Source organism: Micromonospora sp. WMMC264, assembly GCF_027497275.1.
GTDB classification, from domain to species: Bacteria; Actinomycetota; Actinomycetes; order Mycobacteriales; family Micromonosporaceae; genus Micromonospora; species Micromonospora chalcea.
This window is the reverse complement of record NZ_CP114907.1, coordinates 486,815-512,521: the sequence shown is the minus strand read 5'-3', so window position 1 is coordinate 512,521 and position 25,707 is coordinate 486,815. Positions and strand designations below refer to the sequence as shown.

Here is a 25,707-nt window from a genome sequence, read left to right as displayed (position 1 = left end):
GTGCTCCCGCTCGCGCTCACCCCGCACCGCCGCTCCCCGGCCCCGGTCGTCCTCGCGGCGATCAGACGCTCGACCCGGGCCGTGCTCCGTACCCCGGCGCTGCTCGTGGCCCCGGTCGCCCAGTCCCTGTTCTTCCTGCTCGTCTACGCCGGGCAGCTCGACGCCGTGGGCAGCACCTACCTGGGCGGGACGAGCTTCATCGCGTTCCTGCTGCCGCTGATCCTGCTCACCGGCGTCGCCACCGGCGCGGGCGCGGCCGGCACGCTGGTGCTGGGCGACATCACCAGCGGATACCTGGACCGCCTCCGGCTCGCCCACGGGACCACGACGCCGTTCCTCGTCGGCCCGGTCGTCGCCGCGCTGCTCGCTGTCGTACTCCAGATGGTGGTGACCGTCGCCGGGGCCGTCGCGATCGGCTACCGGCCGGCGAGCTGGTCCGGCGTCGCCGGAATGCTCCTGCTGATGCTCGCGCTCGGACTCGGCGTCGCGCTGCTGAGCACAGCGCTCGCCATCCGGTCGGGCTCGGCGTCCACCACCAACCTGGTCACGCTCGTCGTGTTCGGCCTGTCGTTCTTCACCGGCGTGTTCGCGCCGGTCGACGAACTCGCCGGCTGGATGCGGGTGATCGCCACGGTCAACCCGCTCACCTATATCGTCGACACCGCCCGGCAGCTCGGCGGCGGCACGCCGCTCGCCGCGGCCCCGATCGGCGTCGCGGCGCTCGCCGCCCTCACCGTCGGCGGAACCGCCGCCTGCGCCCTCGCCCTCCACCACGCCAGGAAGAACCGATGAGCGACACCCGCACCCAGATCATGGACGCCTTCGCCGAACAGCTCGCCGCGACCGGCTACCAGGGCATCTCCCTGGTCGGCGTCGGCCGCAGCGTCGGCATCCAGAAGCCGTCCATCTACCACCACTTCCCGGGCGGCAAGGAGGACCTCTACATCGCGGTGGCGGAGCGGTACATCCGGGACGTCGGCGGCAGGATCTCGGCGGCGCTGGCCGGCCCCGGCGACGTGCCGCACCGGCTGCACGCGCTCGCCACCGTCGCCGCCGGGCAGCACGGCGACGCGATCACGTTCGAGCAGCGCATCTACGACACGCTGCCGCTCGTCTCCGCCGAGACCAGCGAGCACGTCTCGGGCCTCTACGTCGCCCTGATGCTGGCGCCGGTGACCCGGTTCTTCGCCGACGCGAAGGCGGAGGGCGCCGTCACCGGCGAACCGGAGTTCCTGATGAACGCGTTCCTGCACCTGGCCCGGGCGACCGACCTCACCGACGAGACCGGCCCCGCCCGGGTCGTCGCGCTCTTCCTCGACGGCGCCCGCCCACGTGCCTAAACTAAGAACTTAGCTAACCGAGGAGGGCGCGCCATGTCGGCTGAGGCTGTGCACTACAACATGCATGATGCCAAGACCCACCTGTCGCGCATCATCGAGCGGGTGGAACGCGGCGAAGAGATCATCATCGACCGGGCGGGCACCCCCGTGGCGAAGGTCGTACCGCTGGTGCGCCGGACCGACCGCACGGCGATCGGCTCCCTCGCGGGGCAGGTGGACCTCTCGGGTGACTGGGATTCGCCACAGACCAACGCCGAGATCGCCGCCGACTTCGGGATCGGCGCATGACCCTGCTGCTGGACACCCACGTCGCGCTCTGGGCCATCACCGGCGACGCCTCCATCCCGCTCTACGAGGTCGACGTCCTCAAGGTGTAGACCTCAGACGTCGGCGGGGGTGGTGGCGGCCCGCGCCGCTGCGACCAGCCGGGCGGTCTCGGCGGCCACGTCCTCGTCGTCCGTGGGCGTCCCCGGGTCGTAGCGGACCGTCCAGGTCAGCCCGTCGACGCCGGGCACCCGCCGGGCCGCGATCCGCCCGGAGCCGCCGGGCATCTCGTGGTGCGAGGTGTACGCCACCGAGCCGGTGACCCGGTCCCGGACCTGGTGCGGCAGGTCACCCGGGTCGACGAGCAGGTACGTCTCGGGGAGGCCGTCCGCCACCACCAGGTAGCCGTCGCGCTCGGCGACCGGCTCGGCCGGGGTGACAGTCAGCTCGCGGCCGGACCAGACCGCCTTGAGGATGTCGTGCCAGCCGAGGCGCTCCACCCGGCCGGGCAGCCAGAGGCCACGGTTGCTGGCGACCAGCACGCCGTCGTTGCCGCCCTCGCCGGTGCCGGCGGCGGCCCAGGCGAGCACCCGCTCGTCGGCGGCCAGCGGCGGCCGGTCGGCGGACGGCAGTTTCGGCCGGCGGTTGAACAGTCCCATCACAATCCTCCGGCGGCCTGCTCGCGCAGTGCCCGTGCGTGCTGTTCCAGCGACAGCAGTTCCCCGAACAGGGCGAAGTACTCGTCCTTGTTGCTCACCGGGTTGACCCGCTGGATCTTCGACTTGAGGTCACGGATGCGGCCGGTGACCGAACTCCACTGGAGCCGGGCCATGGTGATCGAGACGTACCTCGGGTCCGGCTCGCCGTCGATGCGCAGCGGCTCCACCGCCAGCTCGCCGATGAGCGCCTGCCCGGCCAGGTCGTCGCAGGCGTCGCGGACCCGTTCGATCCAGACCGCGCCGCCGGTGGCAGTGGACGCGCCGCCGGCCGCCGCCACGGCGGCGCGTACCGCGACGTGCACCGGGTGCTGGTAGTCGGTCACCTCGACCGCGTCGAACATCGGACCGGCCAGCACCGGCTCCTGCAACGCCAGCTTGAGCGCCTCCCGCTCCACCATGGAACGCGGACTGTCCACAGCGGGCGTGGCCCGGCCGGGGCGGGCCGGGGCGGCGGGGGCGGCGCCGCCGGCCTGCGGCCCGTGTGCCGCGTTGAGCACCGCGCGCTGCACCGGCTCGATCTCCATGCCGAGGTCGCCGGCGAGCTTGCGCACGTACTCCGGGCGCTTCTCCCGGTCCTTGATCTTCGCCACGAGCGGCGCGGCGCGGCGCATGGCCTCGACCCGGCCGTCGACGGTGTCCAGGTCGAACCGGCTGATCACGTGCCGGAGCGCGAAGTCGACGAGCGGCTCGCGGCGGGCCACCAGGTCGCGCACGGCCAGGTCGCCCTTTGCCAGGCGCAGCTCGCACGGGTCCATGTTGTCGGGGCTGACCGCGATGAAGGTACGCCCGACGAAGCGCTGGTCGTCCTCGAACGCGCGCAACGCGGCCTTCTGCCCGGCGGCGTCGCCGTCGAAGGTGAAGATGATCTCGCCGGCCCGCTCGTCGCTGTCGAACAGCACCCGGCGCAGCACCGAGATGTGGTCGCCGCCGAACGCCGTGCCGCAGGTCGCCACCGCCGTCGGCACGTCGGCGAGGTGGCAGGCCATCACGTCGGTGTAGCCCTCGACCACCACCACCTTGCCCTGCTTGGCGATCTCCCGCTTGGCCTGGTCGATGCCGTAGAGCACGTGCGACTTCTTGTAGATCGGCGTCTCGGGGGTGTTCAGGTATTTCGGGCCGTCGTCGTCGTCGAACAGCTTGCGGGCGCCGAAGCCGATCACGTCACCGGTGATGTCCCGGATCGGCCACATCAGGCGGCGGCGGAACCTGTCGATCAGCGAACCGGAGCGGGCCGGGCGGGACAGCCCGGCGGTGACCAGCTCGTCGTGGGTGAAGCCCTGCTGGCGCAGGTGCTTGGTGAGCAGGTCCCACCCGTCGGGGGCGAAGCCGCAGCCGTACCGCTCGGCGGCGGACCGGTCGAAGCCGCGCCCGGCGAGGAACTCGCGGGCCGGGCGCGCGCCGGCGGTGGTGAGCTGGGACCGGTAGAAGTCGACGGCGGCGGCGTGCGCGGCCACCAGGCGCTGCCGCTGCCCCTGCTGCGGGCGGGGACGCGGCGCGGACCTGTCGTCCTCGACGTAGCGCAACTGGATGCCGGCGCGGGCGGCCAGCCGCTCGACGGACTCGACGAAGCTGAGGTGCTCGGCGTCCATCAGGAACTTGATCGCGTCGCCGCCGACCCCGCAGCCGAAGCAGTAGAACACGTTGCGGGCGGGCGAGACGTTGAACGACGGGCTCTTCTCGTCGTGGAACGGGCAGAGCCCCTTGAGGTTGCCGCCACCGGCCGACTTGAGCGTCACCACCTCGGAGATGACGTCCGCGATGGCGGTGCGCTCGCGGACCAGCGCGATGTCCTCGTCCCGGATCCGCCCCGCCATGACCGCCACCCCCTCGGCGTACATCCTGCCCTGCCGGACCGACGATCCGGCGGCCGGGGGGACGGGCGTGTGGCCGACCACGCCCGTCCCCGCCGGCTCAGGCCGAGCGGGCCGCCGCGGGGTCGCCGATACGCGGGAACGGCTCGATGGAGAAGACCACCTCGACCGGCACCTCGAAGTACGCGGCGATGCGCAGCGCCAGGTGCAGGCTGGGCCGGAACTCGCCGCGCTCCAGGTAACCGACGGTCTGGTAGTGCACACCGAGCGCGTCGGCGAGCTGCCGCCGGGAGATGCCCCGTTCGGCGCGCAGCACCGCGATCCGGTTGTGCACGGTCTCGCTCATCGACGCCCTCTCATCCGACCCGCTGCATGGCCCGCTCCCGCCGGGCCGCGACCCGCGAGCCGGACTCCCGGCGGGCCATCCGGCGCAGCACCACCGGGGCCAGCACGAGCCCGAGCACCGCCCAGGCGCCGAGCACGCCGACCGTCTCCAGGTGCCGCCAGGAGCCGCCGAGTTCGACTGCTGCCAGGTCGCCGGGGAGCAGCGCCGAGCGCATGCCCAAGCCTAGCCAGTAGAGCGGGAACACCTGGGCGACGCCCTGCAGCCAGCCGGGCAGGCCGTTGATCGGATAGAAGATGCCGGACAGCGCGATCAGGCCGAAGATCGGCATCACCACCAGGCCCATGTTGCGCGGGTTCTCGATCAGCGAGCCGATCACCGCGCCCAGCGGCAGCGTCGCCACCAGCCCGAGCGGCACCACCCAGGCCAGCGTGAGCCAGGCGCCCGGGTCGCCGAGCCGCAGCCCGTCCAGGAAGAACAGCCCGGGCGTGAGCTGGATGACCACGCCGATCAGCGCGACCGCCGAGACCAGCACGATCTTGCCGACCAGGTAGCCGAGCATGCCGTCCGGGATCGCCTTGGCGCGCAGCAGCGTGCCGTCCTCCCGGTCGATGACGAGCTGGTTGGCCAGCCCGAGCAGGCCGCCGAAGAGCAGGCCCATCCCGAGCGCGCTGGGCAGCGTACGGGCGCCGAGCGAGAAGTCGGTGCCCGGCACCGTCGAGCCGCGCATCCAGAACACGGCGATCAGCAGCACCACGGTGGGGAAGAAGTAGGTCCAGAGATCCTGGCCGTTTGTGAACGTCGCGCGCAGCTCGATCACGCCGCGCCGCAGCCCGGCCCGTAGCGCGTTCGTGGTCGGGTTCATCGGTCCGCCTCCTGCTGCCACACCCGCTCGGCCCGGCCGGTCCGGATGCCGGTCTCCTCCTCGTGCACCAGCGCCAGGTACGCGTCCTCCAGGCTGGCCCGGCGCACCTCCAGCTCGCCTATCCGGTCGCCGTGCTCGCGGAGCAGGTCGCGCAGGAACGCGGTGGCGTCGGGGGTGGCGTGCACGTACCGCTCGCCGTCACGGGTCCAGCGCACCTCGGCGTCCCCCGCGACGCGCCGGGCGAGCTGGTCGGGCGACCCCTCGGCGATGATCCGGCCGCCGGCCAGGATGAGGATGCGGTCGGCCAGCTTCTCCGCCTCGGCCAGGTCGTGCGTGGTCAGCACGATCGTGGTCTCGTCCAGGTCGGCCAGGCGGTGCACCAGTTCGTGGAACTCGCGCCGGGCGGCCGGGTCGAAGCCGACAGTGGGCTCGTCCAGGAACAGCAGCTCCGGGCGGCCGACGATGCCCACCGCCACGTCCAGCCGGCGGCGCTGACCGCCGGAGAGCCGCGCCACCCGGCTGCCGGCGTGCGCGGTCAGGCCCACCGTCTCCAGCAGCTCGTCGACCGGCCACGGGCGCGGGATCCGGTCGGTGCCGTACGGCGCGTAGAAGTCGCCGAGGTGCGCGAGCAACTCCCGCACCCGCCACTTGCCGTGGTCGCGCCAGGACTGGAGCACCACGCCCAGCCGCGCGCGCCACCGCTCGTCGCCGCGGGCCGGGTCGCTGCCGAGCACGCGCACCGTGCCGGCCGAGGGCAGCCGGAAGCCTTCGAGGATCTCGATGGTGGTGGTCTTGCCGGCGCCGTTGGGCCCGAGCAGCGCCACCACCTCGCCCCGCCGGGCGGTCAGGTCGACGCCGTGCAGCACGTCGACGGCGCCGTAGCGCATACGCAGATCCCGCACGTCGAGGACGAGATCCTCGTCGGGCGGTCGGGGGGACGCGACGGCCCCAGGAAGTTCGACCGCAGTCATGCCTCGAAATGTAGCACCTATACTACAAACCGAGGTACCCCCACTCAGCGGCGCCGACTGTGGAACCAGCGGGTGACGGGGGCCGGCTCCTCCTCCTCGTACGACCGGGCCGCGTTCACCGCGGCGGCCAGGCCGGAGCGGCGGGGCCGGGGCCCGGCGCGCAGCACCGGATCGGCTGCCATCTCCCGGAGCACCGCGACGGCCAGGCCCAGCATCACCACGACGAACGGCAGCGCGACCAGGATGGTCGCCTGCTGCAGCGCGGCCAGCCCGCCGGCCAGCAGCAACGCCGCCGCGACAGCGCCGATCAGCACACCCCAGAGCACCACCACCCCGCGGTGCGGCCGCAGCGCGCCGCGCGAGCTGAGCGAGCCGAGCACCAGCGACGCCGAGTCCGCGCTGGTGACGAAGTAGAGCGCGATCAGCACCATGGCGAGCACGCTCGTCAGCGTGGCCAGCGGCAGCGCGTCGAGCAGCCCGAACAGCGCCTGCTCGGACCCGGCTTCCACGTCGGCCACCAGGTCCCGGGTGCCGGTGGTCTGCGTACGCAGGGCGGTCCCGCCCATCACCGCGAACCAGACGGTGCTCGCGCCGCTGGGTATCAGCAGCACCCCGATCAGGAACTGGCGGACCGTACGGCCGCGTGAGATGCGGGCGATGAACGTGCCCACGAACGGCGCCCAGGAGATCCACCACGCCCAGTAGAAGATGGTCCACGAGCCCAGCCAGGCCGGATCGGAGAACGCCCCGGTACGCGTCGACATGCGCACCAGGCCGCTCAGGTAGTCACCGACCGAGGCCGGCAACACCTCCAGCGTGTAGACGGTCGGACCGACCACGAACACGAACAGCATCAGTACGACGGCGATCAGCACGTTCGTGGTGGACAGCCACTTGACGCCCCGGTGCAGTCCGGAGAAGGCGGAGACGACGAACGCGAGCGTGAGCGCGCCGATGATCGTCAACTCGACGGCCCGGCCGTCCGGCACACCGGCCACCAGGTCGAGGCCGGCCGCCACCTGGAGCGCGCCCAGCCCGAGACTGGTCGCGGAGCCGAACACGGTGGCGAAGACGGCGAGCAGGTCGATCGCGCGGCCGAGCGGGCCGTCGGTCCGGTCGCCGAGCAGCGGCGTGAACGCGGACGAGATGCGGTTGCCCCGCCCCTTGCGGAACGTCGAGTACGCCAGGGCCAGCGCCGCGATCGCGTAGATGCCCCACGGATGCAGCGTCCAGTGGAAGAGCGTGTACTGCATGGCGGTCGCGGCGGCGGCCCCGGTCTGCGGCGCGACGCCGGAGGCGGGAGGCGGCGTCGCGTAGTGCTGGATCGGTTCGGCCACGGCGAAGAACACCAGGCCGATTCCCATGCCGGCGCTGAACATCATGGCGACCCAGGCCAGCGTGTCGAACTCCGGCTCGTCGTCGTCGGCGCCCAGCCGGATCCGGCCGAACCGGGAGGCGGCCACGACGACCGCCAGCACCAGGAAGGCGTCCGCCGCGAGCACGAAGAACCAGCCGAACGTGCTCACGGTCCAACTCAGCCCGGCCGCGCCGAACGACGCCAGGGAACCACGCGCGAACACGCCCCAGGCCACCACGGCCAGCACCCCGGCCACGCCGACCCCGAGCACCACCCGGTCGGCCGGCTGCGTCCCGGCCCGCTCCCCCACGTCTTCCCCCATGACCCCATCCTGGGCAGCGCAGCCGCCCGGGTAGGACGAAACGCCCACTCCGCCTCCGTCGATCTTGGAGTTGCGGCGCCCAGGATGCCCGCTTCACACCGGTATCAGAGGCGCCACAACTCCAAGATCGGCGTCGGGAGCGGGGGCGGCGGGCGGCGAGCGGCGAGGGCGGTCAGGAGGGGACGGCGGTGGCCTCCTCGGCCTCCACCGCGGCGTTCCAGGCCGGCTTGGTGGATCGCCAGCCCTCGTCGTCCAGGCCCTGCCGCCAGTAGCCGGAGATGGACAGGTCGCCCCGGGGCACGCCGCGCTCGACCCGCAGCAGCCGCCGCAGCTCCTTCACCGCGCCGGCCTCGCCGTGCACGAACGCGTGCACCCGGCCGGGCGGGAACTCCAGCGCCCGTACCGCCTCGACCAGCGGCTCGCCGTACGGGCGGCCGTCGCGGTGCAGCCAGCACACCTCGACAGCGCCCGCACTGGTCAGGGGCAGCTCGTCGGCCGGGCCGCCGACCTCGACGTACACCTTCGCGGGCGCGCCCGCCGGCAGCCGCTCCAGGGCGGCGGCGATGGCCGGCAGCGCGCTGTCGTCGCCCGCCAGCAGGTGCCAGTCGGCGGCCGGGTCCGGCGCGTACGCGCCGCCCGGCCCGGTGAACAACACCCGGTCGCCGGGACGCAGCGCCGCCGCCCACGGCCCGGCCAGCCCCTCGTCGCCGTGGTGCACCACGTCCACCGTCATCTCACCCGCCGCGGCGTCCCAGGCCCGCACCGTGTACGCGCGCAGGCGCGGCCACTGCTCCGCCGGGAACTCCCGCTTGATCGTCGCCAGGTCGACCGGGTACGGGTAGGTCACCCCGGCCGGCGGGAAGACGAACTTCACGTAGTGGTCGGTGTACGCGCCCACCGGCAGCCCGGCCAGCTCGGGACCGCCCAGGACCAGGCGGATCAGGTGCGGGGTGGGCCGCGTGGTCCGGACGACCGTGGCGGCGGTGAGCTTCTTCGGGCGGTCCGTCATGCCACTTAGGCTAGCCTAAGCTCGCCGGGTTGATCCGGTCAGCTCGGCGACACCAGGCGGGCGTGCCAGGCCATCGCGGCCGGATCGGTGAGCGAGGCGACCTGGTCGATCACCACGCGCAGCCGCGTGGCGTCGTCCGCCGCGTCCCGCCACAACGGCGCGAACACCGGGTCGAGCGCGTCCGGCGCCCGGTCCAGCAGCGCCGTCACCAGCCCGGCCAGGACGTCGCGCTGCCGCGCGTACCGGCCCTCGGCACCGGGGCGGCGCATCACGTACCGCAGCGCGATGCCCTTGAGCAGCGCGCACTGCGCCCGGGTCCGGCGCGGCACCTCCAGGTCGGCGGCGTAGCGGCGGTGCGGGCCGGGCCCGTGGCGCTGCTGCGTGGCGGCCACCACGCGGGAGACGAACCGGCCGGTGAGCACGCTCGTGGTGGCCTTCAGCGCGGCGAGCGCACGGTGGCTGCCGTCGTACGCGGCCAGCGGGGCGAGCACCGGGTCGGCGAGCAGGTCGGCGAGCACCTCGCCCAGGTCCTCCGGCGCCTCACCCGAGTACGTGGCGGACACGTCGGCGCAGAGCGCCCGCCGTTCGTCCGGGTCGGCCAGCAGCGGGCGCAGGTCGACGTATCCGCCGTGGATGCCGTCCTCGACGTCGTGCACCGAGTACGCCACGTCGTCGGCCCAGTCCATCACCTGGGCCTCCAGGCAGCGCCGGGTGCCGGGCGGCGCGCCCTCGCGCAGCCAGTCGAAGACCGGGCGGTCGTCGGCGTACACGCCGAACTTGCGCTCGCCGGGCCGGCGCGGCCACGGGTACTTGCTCACCGCGTCCAGCGCGGCCCGGGTCAGGTTCAGCCCGGCCGAACGCCCGTCCGCTGTGAGCACCTTGGCCTCCAGCCGGGTGAGCACCCGCAGCGTCTGCGCGTTGCCCTCGAACCCGCCGCAGGCGGCGGCCAGCTCGTCCAGCGCGTACTCGCCGTTGTGCCCGAACGGCGGGTGACCCAGGTCGTGGGCCAGCCCGGCGGTGTCCACCACGTCCGGGTCGCAGCCGAGCCGGGCGCCCATCTCGCGGGCGATCTGCGCGACCTCCAGCGAGTGGGTCAGCCGGGTACGCAGGAAGTCGTCGGTGCCGGCGGTGTGCACCTGCGTCTTCGCGGCGAGCCGCCGGAACGCCGCCGAGTGCAGCACCCGGGCGCGGTCCCGCTCGAACGGCGACCGGCCGTACCCGGTGTCCTTCGGCGCCTCGTCGACCAGCCGCGCCGCGTCGTCAGCCCCGGTCACCGTTGCCGCGTTGGCGCAACACGCAGAACTCGTTGCCCTCCGGGTCGGCGAGCACCGTCCACTCCACGTCTCCCTGGCCGATGTCGACGTGCCGCGCGCCCATGTCGACCAGGCGCTCGACCTCGGCTTCCAGGTCGGCCGGGCGCAGGTCGATGTGCAGCCGGTTCTTCCCCTCCTTCGGCCCGGCGACCGGGACGAAGACGAGACCGGGCAGCGTGTCGGGGGTGCGGCGGATCTCCACCTCGTCCGGCTTGTCGGTGACCACCTGATAACCGAGCGCCTCCGCCCACCAACTGGCGAGCCGGGACGGGTCCCGGGCGTCGATGGTCAGGTTCTCCCAGACGGCGGTCATGCGCCCACCCCTCCTGATCGACACGTGGCGGAAGCTCAGGTTACGCCGAGGAGGCCGGAAAGGCGCGCCAGGCGGTACGCGGGGCCGTCGATGAACACCGGCGGCCCCGCGTCGGCGTCAGCGGGAGTCGGAGCCGGTGGTGGTGATCGCCGCCCGGCCGGCCTCCAGGCGCGCCACCGGCACCCGGAACGGCGAGCAGGAGACGTAGTCCAGGCCGACCTCGTGGAAGAAGTGCACCGAGTCCGGGTCACCGCCGTGCTCGCCGCAGACACCCAGCTTCAGGCCCGGGCGGGCCGCCCGGCCCTCCTCGGCGGCGATGCGGACCAGCCGGCCGACGCCGTCGGTGTCGATCGACTCGAACGGCGAGATGCCGAAGATGCCCAGCTCCAGGTAGCGCCAGAAGAACGCGCCCTCCACGTCGTCGCGGGAGAAGCCCCAGCCCATCTGGGTCAGGTCGTTGGTGCCGAAGGAGAAGAACTCGGCCGCCTCGGCGATCTGCCCGGCGGTCAGCGCCGCCCGGGGCACCTCGATCATCGTGCCGATCAGCACCTCGACGCCGCTGTCCCCGACCACCTCGGCGATGATCCGCTCGGCCTCGGCGCGTACCGTCTCCAGCTCCTGCACGGCCCCGACGAGCGGCACCATGATCTCCGGGCAGGCCCTGCCGCCGTCGCGGACGACCGCCACGGCGGCCTCGGCGATCGCGCGGACCTGCATGGCGAACAGGCCCGGGATGACCAGGCCGAGCCGGACGCCGCGCAGGCCCAGCATCGGGTTCTCCTCGTGCATCCGCCGGACGGCGGCGAGCAGCGCCTCCTCCTTCGCGACGTCCTCACCGCGCTCCTGCGCGACTGCGACGTTCACCGCGAGCTGCTCCAGCGGGGGCAGGAACTCGTGCAGCGGCGGGTCGATCAGCCGCACGGTGACCGGCAGGCCGTCCATCTCCCGGAAGATCTCGATGAAGTCGGCCCGCTGCAGCGGCAGCAGCGCCGCGAGCGCGTCCTCCCGCTCCCGCGCGCCGGAGGCCAGGATGAGCCGCTCGACCAGCTCGCGCCGGTCACCGAGGAACATGTGCTCGGTGCGGCACAGGCCGATGCCCTCGGCGCCGAAGCGCCGGGCCCGGGCCGCGTCCGCGCCGGTGTCGGCGTTCGTGCGCACGCGCAGCCGCCGCGCCGCGTCGGCGTGCGTCATGATCCGGTGTACGGAGCGGACCAGCGCGTCGTCGGTGTGCTCCGGGTCGAGTTCGCCCTCGAAGTACTGCACCACCTCGGACGGCATGACCGGCACCTCGCCGAGGTACACCTTGCCGGTGGTGCCGTCGATCGAGACCACGTCGCCCTCGTTCACCACGTGGTCGCCCACGGTGAACCTCTTCGCCGGCACGTTCACGTCCAGCTCGTCGGCGCCGGAGACGCAGGTCTTGCCCATGCCGCGGGCCACCACCGCGGCGTGGCTGGTCTTGCCGCCTCGGGAGGTCAGGATGCCCTTGGCGGCGATCATGCCGTTGAGGTCGTCCGGGTTGGTCTCCCGGCGGACCAGGATGACCGCCTCGCCCTCGGCGGCCAGCTCGACCGCCCGGGCCGAGGTGAAGACGACCTTGCCGGACGCGGCGCCCGGGGAGGCGCCGATGCCCTTGGCGACCGCCTCGAACTCGTGGTCGAGCTGGAAGCGCGGGAACATCAGCTGGGCGAGCTGCGCGCCGTTGACCCGGTGCAGCGCCTCGTCCAGGTCGATCAGACCCTCGTCGACGAGCTGCCCGGCGATGACGAACGCGGCGGCGGCGGTGCGCTTGCCGACCCGGGTCTGCAGCATCCAGAGCTTGCCGCGCTCGATGGTGAACTCGATGTCGCAGAGGTCCTTGTAGTGCTCCTCCAGCCGGGCCATGATGCCGAGCAGCTGGTCGTAGGAGGTCTTGTCGAGCTGCTCCAGCTCCTGCAACGGCACGGTGTTGCGGATGCCGGCGACCACGTCCTCGCCCTGGGCGTTGGCCAGGTAGTCGCCGTAGATGCCCTGCGCGCCGCTGCCCGGGTCGCGGGTGAACGCGACGCCGGTGCCCGAGTCGGGGCCGAGGTTGCCGAAGACCATCGCCACCACGTTGACGGCGGTGCCCAGGTCGGCCGGGATGCGCTCCTGGCGGCGGTAGAGGATCGCCCGCTCCGCGTTCCACGAGTCGAAGACCGCGCGGATGGCGAGGTCGAGCTGCTCGCGCGGCTCCTGCGGGAACTCGCGGCCGGTGTGCTTGACGAAGATCTTCTTGTACGCGTCGACCAGCCCCCGCAGGTCGTCGGCGTCCAGGTCGAGGTCGTTGTGGGTGCCCTTGGCGCTCTTGATCTCGTCCAGCGCGTGCTCGAACTCCTCGCCCGGCACCTCGCAGACGGTCTTGCCGAACATCTGGATCAGCCGGCGGTACGAGTCCCAGGCGAACCTGTCGTTCCCACCCGCCTGGTTGCTGAGGCCGACCACGCTGCGGTCGTTGAGACCCACGTTGAGGACGGTCTCCATCATGCCGGGCATGGAGAACTTGGCGCCGGAGCGTACCGAGACCAGCAGCGGGTCGTCCGGGTCGCCGAGGCGGCGGCCCATCTCGCGCTCCAGGGACTCCAGGTGCGCCTCGATCTGCGCGGCCAGGCCGTCGGGCTCACGCCCGGTCGTCAGGTACGCCTTGCAGGCCTCGGTGGTGATCGTGAAGCCGGGCGGAACCGGCAGGCCGAGGTTGGTCATCTCGGCCAGGTTGGCCCCCTTGCCGCCGAGCAGATCCTTCAAATCCTTGTTGCCCTCGGCGAAGTCGTACACGTACTTGTGCTCGCCCGATTCCTGCGCTTCCACCAGAGCCTCCAACGCGCGCCATTGACACTTAACGAAGGTTTAGTTCGGACATACCCCGGGAGTGACCACCGGTAATCCCGGCTCGTCAGCGTCGGTGGGCCGAAGGCTAGGCGAGTTTCGTGAAACCTGGGAGCGTTCGGTGACTTTCGGCACAACGGTCGCCACTATGCGCGTTCGTACGGGTTGTTGGGAACGCTTCCACGAGCACGATCACGCAATTCCGCTTCCCCTCGTACTCTTGACTGACTGCGTCCCGCGGATCCTCACCTTTGCCATATCCCGCGCGAATACACCCCTCGGAGCCGTCGCCGTGCCGACCACACCCACCGCCCCGGAGACCGGGCCGGAGCCGACCGACACCCGTCCCACCAGCACGTCGGGTGAATTGCTGCCCGGCGTGGCGACGCCTGCCGCCGAGCTGGCGCGTGTCGCCGCGGGCCGTGCCACCGAGGTGCTCGCCGGACCGGCGCCGGTCCGGCTCGACGACGTGGTGCCCGCGCCCGAGCAGGTGTTCCCGGACCCCGCGGGCGACTTCACGCTGGGAGCGGACGCGGCGCTGCGGGTCAGCCCCGCCGGGCGGGACGTGGCCGAGCAGCTCGCCGCCTGGCTGCGTCCGGCCACCGGCTTCCCGCTGCCGGTCACCGACGTCCCCGCCCGGGGGGACGGCCCGCTGACGCTCACGCTGTCCCCGTCCGCCCCGGATGCCGCCGCTGCTCCCGGGACCCGGGCGACGGACGACGGCTCCGGCGGGCCGGCCGTCGGCGGGCTCGAGGGCGAGGGCTACCACCTCGACGTGACCGCCACCGGCGTCCGGATCACCGCCGCCACCCCGGCCGGCCTGTTCCACGGCGCGCAGACGCTACGGCAGCTCCTGCCGGCGGCGATCGAGAGCCCCACGCCGGTCGCCACCCGCTGGGCAGTATCCGGCGGCACGGTCGTCGACCGTCCGCGTTTCCCCTATCGGGGCGCCATGCTCGACGTGGCCCGGCACTTCTTCCCCGTCGAGGACGTGCTGCGGGTGGTCGACCACCTGGCCCGGTACAAGCTCAACCACCTGCACCTGCACCTCACCGACGACCAGGGCTGGCGGATCGCCGTCGACTCCTGGCCCCGGCTCACCGAAGTAGGCGGGGCGACAGCTGTCGGCGGCGGCCCCGGCGGCTGGTACTCCCGCGACGACTACCGGCGCATCGTCGCGTACGCGGCCCGCCGGCACGTCACCGTGGTGCCCGAGATCGACCTGCCCGGCCACACCAACGCGGCGCTTCTCGCGTACCCCGAACTGGCACCCGGCAAGGTCGCGCCACCGCCCTACACCGGCACCGAGGTCGGGTTCAGCTACGTCGACCCCGCCGACGAGCGGACGTACGCCTTCGTCGCCGACGTGGTCGGCGAGGTGGCCGCGCTCACGCCGGGGCCGTGGCTGCACCTCGGCGGCGACGAGGCGTTCAAGGTGCCGGCCGAGAGCTACCGCGCCTTCGTGGAACGGGCACAGCGGCTGGTGCAGGCCACCGGCAAGACGGTGGTCGGCTGGCACCAGCTCGCCCCGGCCGGGCACGTCGACGGGCGCGTCCTGCAGTGGTGGGGCACGAACGGCGACGACCCGGAGACCGCCGACGCGGTACGCCGGGGCGCCCGGGTGATCCTCTCCCCCGCCAACCACGCGTACCTGGACATGAAGTACGCGCCGGACACCCCGATCGGGCACGACTGGGCGGGTCTCATCGACGTGCGCCGGGCGTACGAGTGGGATCCGGGCACCCACGTGCGGGGCGTACCGGCCGAGGCCGTGCTGGGCGTGGAGGCGCCGCTGTGGACCGAGTCGGTGAGTACGCGGGCCGAGGTCGAGTACATGCTCTTCCCCCGCCTGCCCGCCGTCGCGGAGCTGGGCTGGTCACCGCGTGCCACGCACGACTGGCAGCGGTTCCGTAGCCGCCTCGCCGGCCACGGCCCGCGCTGGGCCACCGCCGGCATCACCTTCCACCCATCCCCCGAGATCCCCTGGCCCCCCACCCCCACACCCGTCCCCACCCCGCGCCGCCGCCCGGAGGACAGCCCTCGTCGATCATGAAGGTGGCGGCGACAAACCGGACACAAACCGCCGTCCACCTCATGATCGCCCGCTGCTGGCGGGAGGTCTTGGGGCACCGCGGCTTGATCGACTCCAGCTCGGCGAGGTGGTGGCATCAGAGGCTCCGCGACACCACCACGTCGGCGAGCTGGAGTTGATCACTACCCAGGGCCAGGGCAGCGCGCCGGAAAACGGACAGGTCACGCCCGCCGGAGCCGCGAACACCCCTCACCAAGCGCGTTGTCGACCAAGGAGTTTGCGGGATCTTGCAGTTGCCGCCCCGGAAAAAGGTGCGAATCGGGCACCTCAAGGGCCGCAAGTGCAAGATCGCGATCGAGGGTTGGGCGCTCGGGTGTGATCAAGGGGTTTGTGTCTGTTCTGGGTGGTCTGTCGGACACGAACTCCTTGATCAACGCCGGGCGGGCGCTGGGTGGATTGTCCGGGTTCGGGGTGGTGGGCGCCACGGCTGTGCTGGAATCGGGGCGGGGTGCGGGGCGTTGTACATGGCAGACCGCGCCACACCCGCCAACCACCCCGCCCCGCCCCGCCCCCGGCGGGCTGGGAATGAGGCCGGGACGCCGGTCGTTACATCCCCGAGCCGCCGGAGCAGGCCGTCCCCCTGGCCGCCCGAGCGAGCCACCGGCCCGACGCACATACCGGGCCACCTGATCTTTCTCTGCGGCATCCCCCATCGCCGCGTACCCCCGACAGAGAGGCAACTGATCATGGCTACCACTCTGCTGCGCAAGACCGTTCTGACCGCTGCCGGTGTCGTCGCCACCGCCGGTGGGATCGCCGGCCCCGCCGTCGCCGCCCAGGCCACCCCGGCCGAGCGCGCCGCCGCCCAGGTCACCACCGACCGCAAGGGCCACGGCGAGCGGGAACTCGACGTCCGCTACGAAGCCCAGCCCAACTTCTACTTCTGCGGCCCCGCCGCCGCCCGCAACGCGCTGAGCGTGCAGGGCAAGAACATCGACGTTCACGCCATGGCCGAGGAGATGGGCACCACCGAGGCCGGCACCAACTCCATCAACGACATCACCCCGGTACTGAACAAGGAGACCGGTAAGGACGTCTACAAGTCCACCGAGATCCCCGTGGACAAGGCCCGCGACCGCGACAAGGTCGACAAGCTGCGCGCCGACGTGGTCAAGACCGTCGACGACGGCCGTGCCGTGGTGGCCAACATCGCCGGCACCGCGACCGACACCGACGGCAACGCCCACTCCTTCGAGGGTGGCCACTACATCAGCGTGGTGGGCTACCGCGACGGCGGGAAGGTCGTGACGATCGCCGACTCGGCGAACCCGAACCAGGCCTCCTACCGGATGGACGTGGACGAGCTCGCCCGCTGGATCGCCAGCCGCGGCTACAGCTCCTGACCGAACACGAAGGGCCCGACCCCCACCACGGGGTCGGGCCCTTCGGCGTACCCGGGTTGTCAGCCGCCGGAGTCGTCCAGCTCGGCGCCGTCCGGCGGGGTGTCGTCGTCGCGGCTGGCCAGCCACCCGTCGGGCAGGAAGACCTTGCCCGGGGAGTTGGTGCGGCCGCGCGGCTGGCCGAGGTTCTCCACCGGGAACGGTACGGCCGGGTCGAGCTTGCCGAGCAGGTCGTCGAGCTGCGCCAAGCTCTCGATCATGGCGAGCGAGCGGCGCAGCTCGCTGCCGATCGGGAAGCCCTTCAGGTACCAGGCGACGTGCTTGCGGAAGTCGGTGCAGCCGTCCCGCTCGCCCCGGGCCGGGTTGCGGGCACCGGCCACGAACTGCTCCACCAGCAGCTCGGCGTGCCGGCGCATGGTCACCGCCACCTCGCCGAGCGAGGGCAGCCGCCGCTCGGGGCTGCCGTTGAACGCGGCCTCCAGGTCGGCGAACAGCCACGGCCGGCCCAGGCAGCCGCGCCCGATCACCACGCCGTCCACGCCGGTGTGCGCGACCATCCGCAGCGCGTCGTCGGCCTCCCAGATGTCACCGTTGCCGAGCACCGGCACGTCGAGCGCCGACTTGAGCGTGGCGATCGCGTCCCAGTCGGCGGTGCCGGAGTAGCGCTGCGCGGCCGTACGCCCGTGCAGGGCGACCGCCGCGACGCCCGCGTCCTGGGCCGCCAGCCCCGCCTCGACGTACGTCAGGTGGTCGTCGTCGATGCCCTTGCGCATCTTGACGGTGACCGGCACCCCGGCCGGTGACGCGGCGTCCACCGCGGCCCTGACCAGCCGGGCGAACAGACGGCGGCGCCACGGCAGGGCCGAGCCGCCGCCACGCCGGGTGACCTTGGGCACGGGGCAGCCGAAGTTGAGGTCGATGTGGTCGGCCAGGTCGCGCTCGACCACGATCCGCACGGCGGCGGCGGTGATCTCCGGGTCGGTGCCGTAGAGCTGGAGGCTGCGGGGCTGCTCCTCGGCGCCGAAGGCGATCATGCGGAGCGTCTTCGGGTTCCGCTCGACGAGCGCCCGGGTGGTGATCATCTCGCAGACGTAGATGCCGCCGCCCTGCTCGCGGCAGAGCCGGCGGAAGCCGACGTTGGTGATCCCGGCCATCGGCGCGAGCACCACCGGCGGCCACACCTCGTGGGGGCCGATGGTCAGCGCGGGCAGCGTAGGGGCAGTCACCGACCAAGTGTAAGGAAGGGCCCCTTATTAACGTCTCCGGTAGTGCAGGGGCCCCTTGTTAACAGGGCGCATATCACAGCCGGCCCGCCTCGCGGACGCGCTCCACAGCCGGGCCGGCTGTCCACAGGGCGGGCGAGCGGGCCACAGAAGGATCGGCGCAGCCCGCACGCTGCCGGGCATGCCCGAACAACCACCCGAACTCGGCGACCTGGCGGAACGCCAGCAGCAGATCGTCACGCGGACGCAGCTTCTCGGCGTCGGATACGACGACATGTACCTGTACCGGCAGACCCGGCGCGGCCTGTGGCAGCGCGTGCTGCCGGCCACGTACGCGCTCGTCACCGGCACCCTCACCGACGAGCAACGACGCATCTCGGCGGCGCTCTACGCAGGCGCCGACGCGCAGCTCACCGGCCTGGCCGCCCTGATCTGGTACGGCTTCCGGCACAGTCCGCGCACTGCTGACGTACACCTGATCCTGCCGCACCACGTGCGGCGCCGCTCGGCCGGTCACGCGGTGATCGCGCGGGCCCTGGAGCTTGATCCGCGGGCCCGGCGGACCACGCTCTATCCGGTGTGCTCGCCGGCGCGGGCGGTGGTGGACGCGGCCCGCGACCTGCGCCAGTTGCGGCCGGTACGGGCGACGGTGGCGGAGGCCGTGCAGCGCGGCTTCACCGATCTGGACAGCCTGGACGCGGAGATCCGCCGGGCCCGGCGCAGTCGCACCGCCCTGATCCGGAAGGCGTTCGCCGAGATCACGGACGGGGTCCGCTCCGCGCCGGAGACCGAGCTGCGGGAGTGCCTGGGCGGCAGCGGCATGCTCGGCGGGATCCTGTGGAACCCGCGGCTGTCGGCGGCCGACGGCACCCGCCTGCCGACGCCGGACGGCTACCTCGCCGACTGCGCGGTGGCGCTGGAGGTCGACTCGCGGGAGTACCACCTCAGCCCGACCGACTGGGCACGGACGCTGGACCGGCACAACGAGTTGAGCCGGTACGGGGTGCTGGTCCTGCACTTCACGCCGGCGCAGATCCGCAGGGAGCCGGGCCGGGTGCGGCGCACGGTCGAGGACGCGTACGCGGCCAGGCGCGGGGTGGGCGCCGCGACCGGCGTACGGGCGGAGCCGATCTCCCCCGGCGACGGGTGTTAAGAAGGGGCCCCTTCTCTACGCGAGGCGTTAAGAAGGGGCCCTTCCTTACAGCAAGGTCAGCAGCCGGGGAGGCGCTCGATCAGGTAGCGCTCGACCTGGTCCAGCGAGACGCGCTCCTGGGCCATGGTGTCCCGGTTCCGGACCGTCACGGCGTTGTCGTCGAGCGTGTCGAAGTCGACGGTGACGCAGAACGGCGTACCGATCTCGTCCTGCCGGCGGTAGCGGCGGCCGATCGCCTGCGAGTCGTCGAACTCGACCACCCAGCGCTTGCGCAGGTCGGTGGCGAGCTGCTTGGCCTTCGGCGACAGCGCCTCGTTACGCGACAGCGGCAGCACGGCGACCTTGACCGGGGCCAGCCGCGGGTCGAAGCGCATGACGGTGCGCTTGTCCACGCCGCCCTTGGTGTTCGGCGCCTCGTCCTCGTCGTACGCCTCGAGCAGGAACGCCAGCACCGCGCGGGTGAGGCCGGCGGCCGGCTCGATCACGTACGGCATCCAGCGCTCGCCCTTGCCCTGGTCGAAGTACGACAGGTCGACGCCGGAGTGCTTGCTGTGCGTGGACAGGTCGAAGTCGGTGCGGTTGGCGATGCCCTCCAGCTCGGCGAACTCGCTGCCGCCGAACCGGAACCGGTACTCGATGTCGACGGTGCGCTTCGAGTAGTGGGAGAGCTTCTCCTTGGGGTGCTCGTAGAAGCGCAGGTTCTCCTCGGACAGGCCGAGGTCGAGGTACCAGTTCCAGCGCTCGGAAAGCCAGTACTCGTGCCACTGCTCGTCGGTGCCGGGCTCGACGAAGAACTCCATCTCCATCTGCTCGAACTCGCGGGTCCGGAAGATGAAGTTACCGGGGGTGATCTCGTTGCGGAACGACTTGCCGGTCTGCGCGATGCCGAACGGCGGCTTCTTGCGGGCGACCGTCTCGACGTTCTTGTAGTTGACGAAGATGCCCTGGGCGGTCTCCGGGCGCAGGTAGTGCATGCCCTCGTCGCTCTCCACCGGGCCCAGGTAGGTCTTCATCAGGCCGTTGAACATCTTCGGCTCGGTGAAGGTGCCCTTGTTGCCGCAGTTGGGGCAGTTCAGCTCCGTCAGCGAGGTCAGCGGCTTGCCGTGCTTGGCCTCGTACGCCTCTTCCAGGTGGTCGGCCCGGAACCGCTTGTGGCAGGACTGGCACTCGGTGAGCGGGTCGACGAACTCGGCGATGTGGCCGCTGGCCTCCCAGACCTTGCGGGCCAGGATGACCGCCGAGTCGAGGCCGACGACGTCGTCGCGCTGCTGCACCATGGTCCGCCACCACTGCCGGCGGACGTTCTCCTTCAGCTCGACGCCGAGCGGACCGTAGTCCCACGCCGACCGGGTGCCCCCGTAGATCTCGCTGGAGGGAAAGACGAAGCCCCGGCGCTTGGCGAGGCTGGTGACGGCGTCGATACGGTCGGCTGGCATGTTTCCTCCTACGCCGGCTGGCGGTCGGCGCGGTTGAGATGGATAAAACCGGGCTGTTCGGGACAACGGTACGACCGCGTTCGTCCCGAGCCCAGCAGAATACCGGGGGCCGGTCAGCTCACCCCGCAGACCTCCACGCCGCCCGTCTGCTGGTCCGGCGCCAGCGTCACGGTCTGCGCCTCCCGCCGACCGCCGGCCAGCGTGACGTCCACCGGGACGGTGAGCGTGGTGATGTCGACCTCGCCGACCCGGTAGCCGGAGATCTGCGGCTCGGTGGCGACGCGCCGCACGAACTCGGGCCGCGGTTCGCGTCGGCGGAGGTCGTCGCAGAGCGTGTCGTACGCCTTGGACCACTCCCGGGCGACCAGTGCCTGGTAGTAGTCGCTGGTGACGGCCCGGCCCTGCTCGCCGATCGCCTGGGCGTTGCTCACGGCCAGGCCGACCACCGCCGCGCCGCCTCCGCCGCAGCAGATCAGCACGGCGAGCGCGCCCGCGCCGAGGCCGAGCCAGAGCCGGGTCCGCCCGCCCTCGGTGGGCGGGGCGGCGAACGGCGGCGCGGCACCGGGCCCCTGCGGCGGCGCGGGCACCCCGGGGTCCGCCGGCGGCGCGGGCGGAACTGACGACGGGGGTGGTGCGGCCGGTCCGGGAGCGGTCATACGCGCCAGGGTAGTGCCCCGGCACTCACCGGTAAGGACCTGCGGCCCGATCGCTGGCGACGACGACGATCTCACCCTCGGGGGCGGCGCTGGCGAGCGTCTCGTACGCCGACGGTTCGTCCACCGATCGGGCGAGCAGCGGCACGGCGGTGACCTTGACGTCGAACCCGCCGAGCGCCCGCCGGTACGCCCCGACCGACTCCCACTCGGTGAGCAGGCACCAGTGGTCCGGGTCGTCGAGCGCCCGCAGCAGCTCACCGCGCAGGTAGCCGGGGCGGGCGGCGAGCGCGGCCAGCGCGGCGTGCGCCTCCCGGGTGAACTCGTCCACCGTTTCGGCTTCCACCACGAACCGGTTGGTGACCAGCACGGCGTTCCTCCTCGTAGAGTTTGTGGCATGCAGCGTACGCAGAGTCCCGTGCTGTCCCGGTTGGCACGGCTCAACCCGACGGCGGTGTTCCTCGCCGTACTGGCCCTGATGCTGGTCGGCCTCTTCGCGCCCGGCCCGGCGGGCGGCGTCCTGCTGCTGGCGCTGGCCGGCGGCCTGGTGTGGCTGATGTCGGTCACCTGGCCGGTGCAGGCGCCGGCGACCCGGATGTTCCGGCTGGTGATGCTCACCCTGTTGATCGCGGTGGCGCTGGCGAAGCTCATGGTCGGCTGACGTACGGAAGCAGAGCCGAGCTGACCTGCGCTGACATGCAATCATGCGTTTTTGACAATAGTTTTCGTTGTCGCGGACAGTTGAGCCCATGACCGTTCGCGCACCCCGCCGTGTCCTGACCGCCACCGCAACCGCCCTGCTCGCCGCCGCCGGCCTGACCGCCTGCGCGGACGGCACCGGCGCCGCGAGCGAGCCGGGCAAGGTCGGCGTGGTGGCCGCGTTCTACCCGCTGCAGTTCCTGTCCGAGCGGATCGGCGGCGACACGGTCTCGGTCAGCAACCTGACCAAGCCCGGCGCGGAGCCGCACGACCTGGAACTCAACCCACGGCAGGTCGGCCAGGTCGTCGACGCCGACGTGGTCGTCTACCTCAGCGGCTTCCAGCCGGCGGTGGACGAGGCGGTGGAGCAGAACGGCGGCGACCGCGCGTTCGACGTGGCGGGCGTGACGCCGCTGCGCGACGCCGCCGCCGGTGGCCACGACCACGAGGGCGAGGCCGGGCACTCCGGGGAGAGCGGCGGCAAGGACCCGCACGTCTGGCTCGACCCGACCCGGCTGGCCACCATCGGCGACAAGCTCGCCGAGCGCCTCGGCAAGGCCGACCCGGAGCACGCCGCCGACTACACCGCCCGCGCGGGCGCGCTGCGCGCCGAGCTGACGAAGCTGGACACCGAGTACGCCGACGGCCTGCGCACCTGCAAGCGCCGGGAGATCGTCACCAGCCACACCGCGTTCGGCTACCTCACCGAGCGCTACCAACTGGAGCAGATCGGCATCAGCGGGCTCACCCCGGAGTCCGAGCCGTCGCCGCAGCGCCTCGCCGAGGTCGCCGAGGAGGCCCGCGAGCACCAGGCCGGCACGATCTTCTTCGAGACGCTGGTCAGCCCGAAGGTCGCCGAGACGATCGCGCGTGAGGTGGGCGCGAAGACGGCGGTGCTGGACCCGCTGGAGGGCCCGCCCGCCGACGGCGACTACCTCTCCGCGATGCGTACCAACCTGCAGACCCTGCGAACCGCTCTGGACTGTTCATGACCCCACCCGTGATCGAGATCGCGCACGCCACAGTCGGCTACGACGGCCGCCCGGTGCTGCGTGACGTCTCGTTGACAGTGACCGCCGGCGAGGTGGTCGCCGTGCTCGGCGCCAACGGCTCCGGCAAGTCGACGCTCGTGCGCGCCGCGCTCGGCCTGGTGCCGGTCGGCGCCGGGTCGGTCGCCCTGTTCGGCACGCCGCAGCGCCGCTTCCGGCAGTGGCACCGAATCGGGTACGTGCCGCAGCGGCTCGGCGCGGGCAGCGGAGTGCCCGCCACCGTACGCGAGGTGGTGGCGTCCGGGCGGCTGGCCCGCCGCGGCGTGCTGCGGCCCGCCGGACGGGCGGACCGGGAGGCGGTGGCGGCGGCGCTGGACGCCGTCGGGCTCGCCGACCGGGCCGGCGACCCGGTGTCCACGCTCTCCGGCGGCCAGCAGCAGCGCACCCTGATCGCCCGCGCGCTCGCCGGCGGGCCGGAGCTGCTGGTGCTCGACGAGCCGACCGCCGGGGTGGACGCGGCCAGCCAGGAGGCGTTCGCCGGGGCGCTGCGCTCGTTCCGCGACGGCGGCGGCACGGTGCTGCTCGTCGCGCACGAGCTGGGCCCGCTGCGCCCGCTGATCAGCCGGGCCGTGGTGGTGCACCAGGGCGGCATCGCCCACGACGGCGCCGTGCCGGAACCCGCCGGCCACCACGCCGACCCCGACCACGAGCACGTGCACCCGCACTGCGACGAGGAGCCCGCCCGGCTCTGGACAGGCATCTGAGATGGACCTCTTCCAGTACGACTTCATGCTCCGCGCCCTGGTCGGCGCGCTGATCATCGGGCTGGCCGCGCCGGCGCTCGGCATCTACCTGGTGCAGCGGCGGCTGGCCCTGATCGGCGACGGGATCGGGCACGTGGCGCTCACCGGCGTCGGCGCGGGCCTGCTGCTCAACCGCTCTCCCGTGCTGGTGGCGGTGATCGCCGCGACGCTCGGCGCGATCGTCATCGAGCTGGTCCGCGCGTACGGGCGCACCTCCGGCGACCTGGCGCTGGCGCTGCTGTTCTACGGCGGCATCGCCGGTGGCGTGGTGCTGGTCGGGCTCTCCGACGCCAGCAGCGGGGCGCTCAACGCGTACCTGTTCGGGTCGCTGACCACCACCTCGCAGGGCGACCTGGTCACCATCGGCGTGCTCGGCGCGGCGCTGCTGGTGACCATGCTGGTGCTGCGCCCGGCGCTGTTCGCGGTCTGCCACGACGAGGAGTACGCGCGCGTCTCCGGCCTGCCGGTACGCGCGCTGAACCTGATCATCGCGGTCGGCACCGCGATCACGGTGACCATCGCCATGCGGGCGGTCGGGGTGCTGCTGATCAGCGCGCTGATGGTGGTGCCGGTGGCCACCGCGCAGCAGGTGACCCGGGGCTTCCGGTCCACCATGGCGGCGGCCATGGCCCTGGGGCTGTTCGCCGCCGGCGCCGGGGTCTGGGTGGCGGCCACCGCTGACACCGCGCCCGGCGCGTCGGTGGTGCTGGTGGCGATCGGCTCGTTCCTGCTGGTCGCGCTCGGCGCGGCCGGTGTGCGGGCGCTGCGACGCCGGAGCGGGAGCGACCGGGCCGCGCCGCCGGTCGAGCCCGCCGAGCACGAGGTGCTGCTCGGATGAGGCCCTACCGGCTGACGCAGCTGGGATTGGTTACCGTTACAGGGTGACCGGCACGAACGGGTACGACGCCTTCGAGGGCGCGGGTGACCTGCTGCGCGCGCTCTCGGCCCCGATCCGGCTCGCGATCGTCAGCGAGCTGGCCGAGGGCGAGCGCTGCGTGCACGAGCTGGTCGAGAAGCTCGGCGCGCCACAGCCGCTGGTCTCCCAGCACCTGCGGGTGCTGCGCGGCGCCGGGGTGGTACGCGGGTCGCGGCGCGGCCGGGAGATCGCGTACGCCCTGGTGGACGACCACGTCGCGCACATCGTGGCGGACGCGGTCAGCCACGCCGGTGAAGGGCCCTCCTGAGGCGCGAAACTGTCTCGTGCCGGCAGGGCCGAGCCGTGGCAGGCTGTCCGGCGTGAAGATTTACGCCGACCGCTTTCCCACCGCCGCCCGCCAGTTCCTCACCGACCTGCTCGTGGTGGTCTGGGTGTACGCGGCGATCCGCTTCGCGCTGTGGCTGCACGACGTGGTCGAGAAGCTCGCCGTACCCGGGCAGAAGCTGGAGGGGGCCGGCGGTGGCCTCGCCGACAACCTGGCCGACGCCGGCGGCAAGGTCGGCCGCGTGCCGCTGGTCGGCGACGAGCTGACCGCGCCGTTCACCCGGGCCGCCGACGCCGCCCGCGCGGTCGCCGAGGCCGGCCGCGACCAGCAGGAGATGGTCGGGCAGCTGGCGCTCGGGCTGACCATCGCGGTGCTGGTGTTCCCGCTCGGCCTGGTGCTGTTCGGCTGGCTGCCGCTGCGGGTGCGCTGGATGCGCCGGGCCGCCGCGGCGAAGGCCCTGGCCGGCGCGCCGGCCGGCCGGGACCTGCTGGCGCTGCGCGCGCTGGCCGGTCAGCCGCTGTCGAAGCTGAACCGGATCGCGCCGGACGTCGCCGAGGCGTGGCGGCGCGGCGACGACGCGACTGTCGACGCGCTCGCCGCGCTGGAGCTGCGCGGGCTGGGGCTGCGCGGCGGCCGCTGACGGACC

Annotated in this window: 27 protein-coding genes; 13 read left to right on the top strand and 14 right to left on the bottom strand. The window is 72.7% G+C overall.

The features are described 5' to 3' along the window. The 4 genes from O7542_RS02425 to O7542_RS02410 are packed head-to-tail and all read left to right on the top strand — an operon-like array spanning position 1 to position 1,717. A complete protein-coding gene (locus O7542_RS02425) occupies positions 1–792 on the top strand; it encodes an ABC transporter permease (protein ID WP_281605618.1) in 792 nt (263 codons plus the stop codon). Beyond that, a complete protein-coding gene (locus O7542_RS02420) occupies positions 789–1,340 on the top strand; it encodes a TetR/AcrR family transcriptional regulator (RefSeq protein WP_281605617.1) in 552 nt (183 codons plus the stop codon). The genes O7542_RS02425 and O7542_RS02420 overlap by 4 nt, the downstream gene beginning before the upstream one ends. A gap of 33 nt (positions 1,341–1,373) precedes the next feature. Next, positions 1,374–1,628 (top strand): type II toxin-antitoxin system prevent-host-death family antitoxin, encoded by a 255-nt coding sequence (locus O7542_RS02415; protein WP_043329066.1) that lies wholly within the window; start codon positions 1,374–1,376, stop codon positions 1,626–1,628. Continuing rightward, positions 1,625–1,717 (top strand): type II toxin-antitoxin system VapC family toxin, encoded by a 93-nt coding sequence (locus O7542_RS02410; protein WP_166456724.1) that lies wholly within the window; start codon positions 1,625–1,627, stop codon positions 1,715–1,717. The genes O7542_RS02415 and O7542_RS02410 overlap by 4 nt, the downstream gene beginning before the upstream one ends. A 3-nt stretch (positions 1,718–1,720) precedes the next feature. Here the strand turns inward: O7542_RS02410 and O7542_RS02405 are convergent, their stop codons facing one another. The 10 genes from O7542_RS02405 to ppdK form a co-directional block, all read right to left on the bottom strand. After that, positions 1,721–2,263, bottom strand: coding sequence for a hypothetical protein (locus tag O7542_RS02405; RefSeq protein WP_043329065.1), 543 nt, complete (start codon positions 2,261–2,263; stop codon positions 1,721–1,723). Next, complete coding sequence (dnaG, locus tag O7542_RS02400; RefSeq protein ID WP_043329063.1) at positions 2,263–4,161, bottom strand: DNA primase; 1,899 nt, start codon at positions 4,159–4,161, stop codon at positions 2,263–2,265. The genes O7542_RS02405 and dnaG overlap by 1 nt, the downstream gene beginning before the upstream one ends. Positions 4,162–4,234: 73 nt before the next feature. Then, positions 4,235–4,480 carry a helix-turn-helix transcriptional regulator gene (locus O7542_RS02395; protein WP_013287928.1) on the bottom strand — a complete coding sequence of 82 codons (246 nt, stop codon included), beginning with the start codon at positions 4,478–4,480 and terminating at the stop codon, positions 4,235–4,237. Between the two features lie 10 nt (positions 4,481–4,490). After that, positions 4,491–5,342, bottom strand: a complete 852-nt coding sequence (locus tag O7542_RS02390; RefSeq protein WP_043329061.1) for an ABC transporter permease — start codon at positions 5,340–5,342, stop codon at positions 4,491–4,493. Next, on the bottom strand, positions 5,339–6,313 hold the full coding sequence (locus O7542_RS02385) for an ABC transporter ATP-binding protein (protein ID WP_084789631.1): 975 nt from the start codon (positions 6,311–6,313) through the stop codon (positions 5,339–5,341). Before O7542_RS02385 ends, O7542_RS02390 begins: the two co-directional genes overlap by 4 nt. Positions 6,314–6,357: 44 nt before the next feature. Further along, positions 6,358–7,992, bottom strand: a complete 1,635-nt coding sequence (locus O7542_RS02380) for a BCCT family transporter (RefSeq protein ID WP_069088860.1) — start codon at positions 7,990–7,992, stop codon at positions 6,358–6,360. Positions 7,993–8,164: 172 nt separating this feature from the next. Beyond that, a complete protein-coding gene (locus O7542_RS02375; protein WP_113972670.1) occupies positions 8,165–9,001 on the bottom strand; it encodes a siderophore-interacting protein in 837 nt (278 codons plus the stop codon). Between the two features lie 38 nt (positions 9,002–9,039). Next, a complete protein-coding gene (locus O7542_RS02370; protein WP_281605616.1) occupies positions 9,040–10,275 on the bottom strand; it encodes a deoxyguanosinetriphosphate triphosphohydrolase in 1,236 nt (411 codons plus the stop codon). Next, positions 10,262–10,627, bottom strand: coding sequence for a VOC family protein (locus tag O7542_RS02365; protein ID WP_043329055.1), 366 nt, complete (start codon positions 10,625–10,627; stop codon positions 10,262–10,264). Before O7542_RS02365 ends, O7542_RS02370 begins: the two co-directional genes overlap by 14 nt. Before the next feature lie 117 nt (positions 10,628–10,744). Next, complete coding sequence (gene ppdK / locus O7542_RS02360; RefSeq protein ID WP_281605615.1) at positions 10,745–13,453, bottom strand: pyruvate, phosphate dikinase; 2,709 nt, start codon at positions 13,451–13,453, stop codon at positions 10,745–10,747. Positions 13,454–13,763: 310 nt separating this feature from the next. On the opposite strand from ppdK, the gene O7542_RS02355 reads away from it, so the two are divergent. Together O7542_RS02355 and O7542_RS02350 are read left to right on the top strand one after the other, a co-directional pair. Then, complete coding sequence (locus O7542_RS02355; RefSeq protein ID WP_281605614.1) at positions 13,764–15,524, top strand: beta-N-acetylhexosaminidase; 1,761 nt, start codon at positions 13,764–13,766, stop codon at positions 15,522–15,524. Positions 15,525–16,249: 725 nt separating this feature from the next. Further along, positions 16,250–16,906, top strand: a complete 657-nt coding sequence (locus tag O7542_RS02350; RefSeq protein WP_064446171.1) for a C39 family peptidase — start codon at positions 16,250–16,252, stop codon at positions 16,904–16,906. 59 nt (positions 16,907–16,965) lie between these two features. Here O7542_RS02350 and dusB read toward each other — a convergent pair whose 3' ends face one another. Beyond that, entirely contained in the window at positions 16,966–18,129 is a 1,164-nt protein-coding gene (gene dusB, locus O7542_RS02345; protein ID WP_069087966.1) for a tRNA dihydrouridine synthase DusB, read from the bottom strand. 178 nt (positions 18,130–18,307) lie between these two features. On the opposite strand from dusB, the gene O7542_RS02340 reads away from it, so the two are divergent. Continuing rightward, a complete protein-coding gene (locus O7542_RS02340; protein ID WP_043329045.1) occupies positions 18,308–19,279 on the top strand; it encodes a type IV toxin-antitoxin system AbiEi family antitoxin domain-containing protein in 972 nt (323 codons plus the stop codon). A gap of 56 nt (positions 19,280–19,335) precedes the next feature. Here the strand turns inward: O7542_RS02340 and O7542_RS02335 are convergent, their stop codons facing one another. The 3 genes from O7542_RS02335 to O7542_RS02325 all read right to left on the bottom strand — a co-directional run bounded on the left by O7542_RS02335 (position 19,336) and on the right by O7542_RS02325 (position 21,738). Further along, complete coding sequence (locus O7542_RS02335) at positions 19,336–20,715, bottom strand: glycine--tRNA ligase (RefSeq protein ID WP_013475540.1); 1,380 nt, start codon at positions 20,713–20,715, stop codon at positions 19,336–19,338. 113 nt (positions 20,716–20,828) lie between these two features. Further along, positions 20,829–21,302, bottom strand: coding sequence for a hypothetical protein (locus O7542_RS02330; RefSeq protein WP_043329042.1), 474 nt, complete (start codon positions 21,300–21,302; stop codon positions 20,829–20,831). Between the two features lie 94 nt (positions 21,303–21,396). After that, positions 21,397–21,738 carry an antibiotic biosynthesis monooxygenase family protein gene (locus O7542_RS02325; RefSeq protein WP_030503150.1) on the bottom strand — a complete coding sequence of 114 codons (342 nt, stop codon included), beginning with the start codon at positions 21,736–21,738 and terminating at the stop codon, positions 21,397–21,399. Positions 21,739–21,765: 27 nt separating this feature from the next. Here O7542_RS02325 and O7542_RS02320 point away from each other — a divergent pair, with 27 nt between their 5' ends. The 6 genes from O7542_RS02320 to O7542_RS02295 all read left to right on the top strand — a co-directional run bounded on the left by O7542_RS02320 (position 21,766) and on the right by O7542_RS02295 (position 25,701). Next, on the top strand, positions 21,766–22,029 hold the full coding sequence (locus O7542_RS02320) for a DUF6703 family protein (RefSeq protein ID WP_030503149.1): 264 nt from the start codon (positions 21,766–21,768) through the stop codon (positions 22,027–22,029). An 88-nt stretch (positions 22,030–22,117) separates the two neighbouring features. Further along, positions 22,118–23,059, top strand: a complete 942-nt coding sequence (locus O7542_RS02315) for a metal ABC transporter substrate-binding protein (protein ID WP_210887406.1) — start codon at positions 22,118–22,120, stop codon at positions 23,057–23,059. Then, the gene (locus O7542_RS02310) at positions 23,056–23,820 is read left to right on the top strand and encodes a metal ABC transporter ATP-binding protein (RefSeq protein ID WP_030503147.1); all 765 of its coding nucleotides are present in this window, start codon (positions 23,056–23,058) and stop codon (positions 23,818–23,820) included. The genes O7542_RS02315 and O7542_RS02310 overlap by 4 nt, the downstream gene beginning before the upstream one ends. A 1-nt stretch (position 23,821) precedes the next feature. Continuing rightward, entirely contained in the window at positions 23,822–24,697 is an 876-nt protein-coding gene (locus O7542_RS02305; protein WP_043329036.1) for a metal ABC transporter permease, read from the top strand. Between the two features lie 43 nt (positions 24,698–24,740). Next, positions 24,741–25,043 (top strand): metalloregulator ArsR/SmtB family transcription factor, encoded by a 303-nt coding sequence (locus tag O7542_RS02300; protein WP_030503145.1) that lies wholly within the window; start codon positions 24,741–24,743, stop codon positions 25,041–25,043. Between the two features lie 52 nt (positions 25,044–25,095). After that, on the top strand, positions 25,096–25,701 hold the full coding sequence (locus O7542_RS02295; protein WP_274479213.1) for a hypothetical protein: 606 nt from the start codon (positions 25,096–25,098) through the stop codon (positions 25,699–25,701). Positions 25,702–25,707 lie beyond the last annotated feature (6 nt).

Coding starts and splice junctions, on each gene's coding strand:
- O7542_RS02420 (WP_281605617.1), top strand. CDS start 789: ATGAGCGACACCCGCACCCAGATCATGGACGCCTTCGCCGAACAGCTC.
- O7542_RS02415 (WP_043329066.1), top strand. CDS start 1,374: ATGTCGGCTGAGGCTGTGCACTACAACATGCATGATGCCAAGACCCAC.
- O7542_RS02410 (WP_166456724.1), top strand. CDS start 1,625: ATGACCCTGCTGCTGGACACCCACGTCGCGCTCTGGGCCATCACCGGC.
- O7542_RS02405 (WP_043329065.1), bottom strand. CDS start 2,263: ATGGGACTGTTCAACCGCCGGCCGAAACTGCCGTCCGCCGACCGGCCG.
- dnaG (WP_043329063.1), bottom strand. CDS start 4,161: ATGTACGCCGAGGGGGTGGCGGTCATGGCGGGGCGGATCCGGGACGAG.
- O7542_RS02395 (WP_013287928.1), bottom strand. CDS start 4,480: ATGAGCGAGACCGTGCACAACCGGATCGCGGTGCTGCGCGCCGAACGG.
- O7542_RS02390 (WP_043329061.1), bottom strand. CDS start 5,342: ATGAACCCGACCACGAACGCGCTACGGGCCGGGCTGCGGCGCGGCGTG.
- O7542_RS02385 (WP_084789631.1), bottom strand. CDS start 6,313: ATGACTGCGGTCGAACTTCCTGGGGCCGTCGCGTCCCCCCGACCGCCC.
- O7542_RS02380 (WP_069088860.1), bottom strand. CDS start 7,992: ATGGGGGAAGACGTGGGGGAGCGGGCCGGGACGCAGCCGGCCGACCGG.
- O7542_RS02375 (WP_113972670.1), bottom strand. CDS start 9,001: ATGACGGACCGCCCGAAGAAGCTCACCGCCGCCACGGTCGTCCGGACC.
- O7542_RS02365 (WP_043329055.1), bottom strand. CDS start 10,627: ATGACCGCCGTCTGGGAGAACCTGACCATCGACGCCCGGGACCCGTCC.
- O7542_RS02350 (WP_064446171.1), top strand. CDS start 16,250: ATGGCTACCACTCTGCTGCGCAAGACCGTTCTGACCGCTGCCGGTGTC.
- O7542_RS02340 (WP_043329045.1), top strand. CDS start 18,308: ATGCCCGAACAACCACCCGAACTCGGCGACCTGGCGGAACGCCAGCAG.
- O7542_RS02335 (WP_013475540.1), bottom strand. CDS start 20,715: ATGCCAGCCGACCGTATCGACGCCGTCACCAGCCTCGCCAAGCGCCGG.
- O7542_RS02320 (WP_030503149.1), top strand. CDS start 21,766: ATGCAGCGTACGCAGAGTCCCGTGCTGTCCCGGTTGGCACGGCTCAAC.
- O7542_RS02315 (WP_210887406.1), top strand. CDS start 22,118: ATGACCGTTCGCGCACCCCGCCGTGTCCTGACCGCCACCGCAACCGCC.
- O7542_RS02310 (WP_030503147.1), top strand. CDS start 23,056: ATGACCCCACCCGTGATCGAGATCGCGCACGCCACAGTCGGCTACGAC.
- O7542_RS02305 (WP_043329036.1), top strand. CDS start 23,822: ATGGACCTCTTCCAGTACGACTTCATGCTCCGCGCCCTGGTCGGCGCG.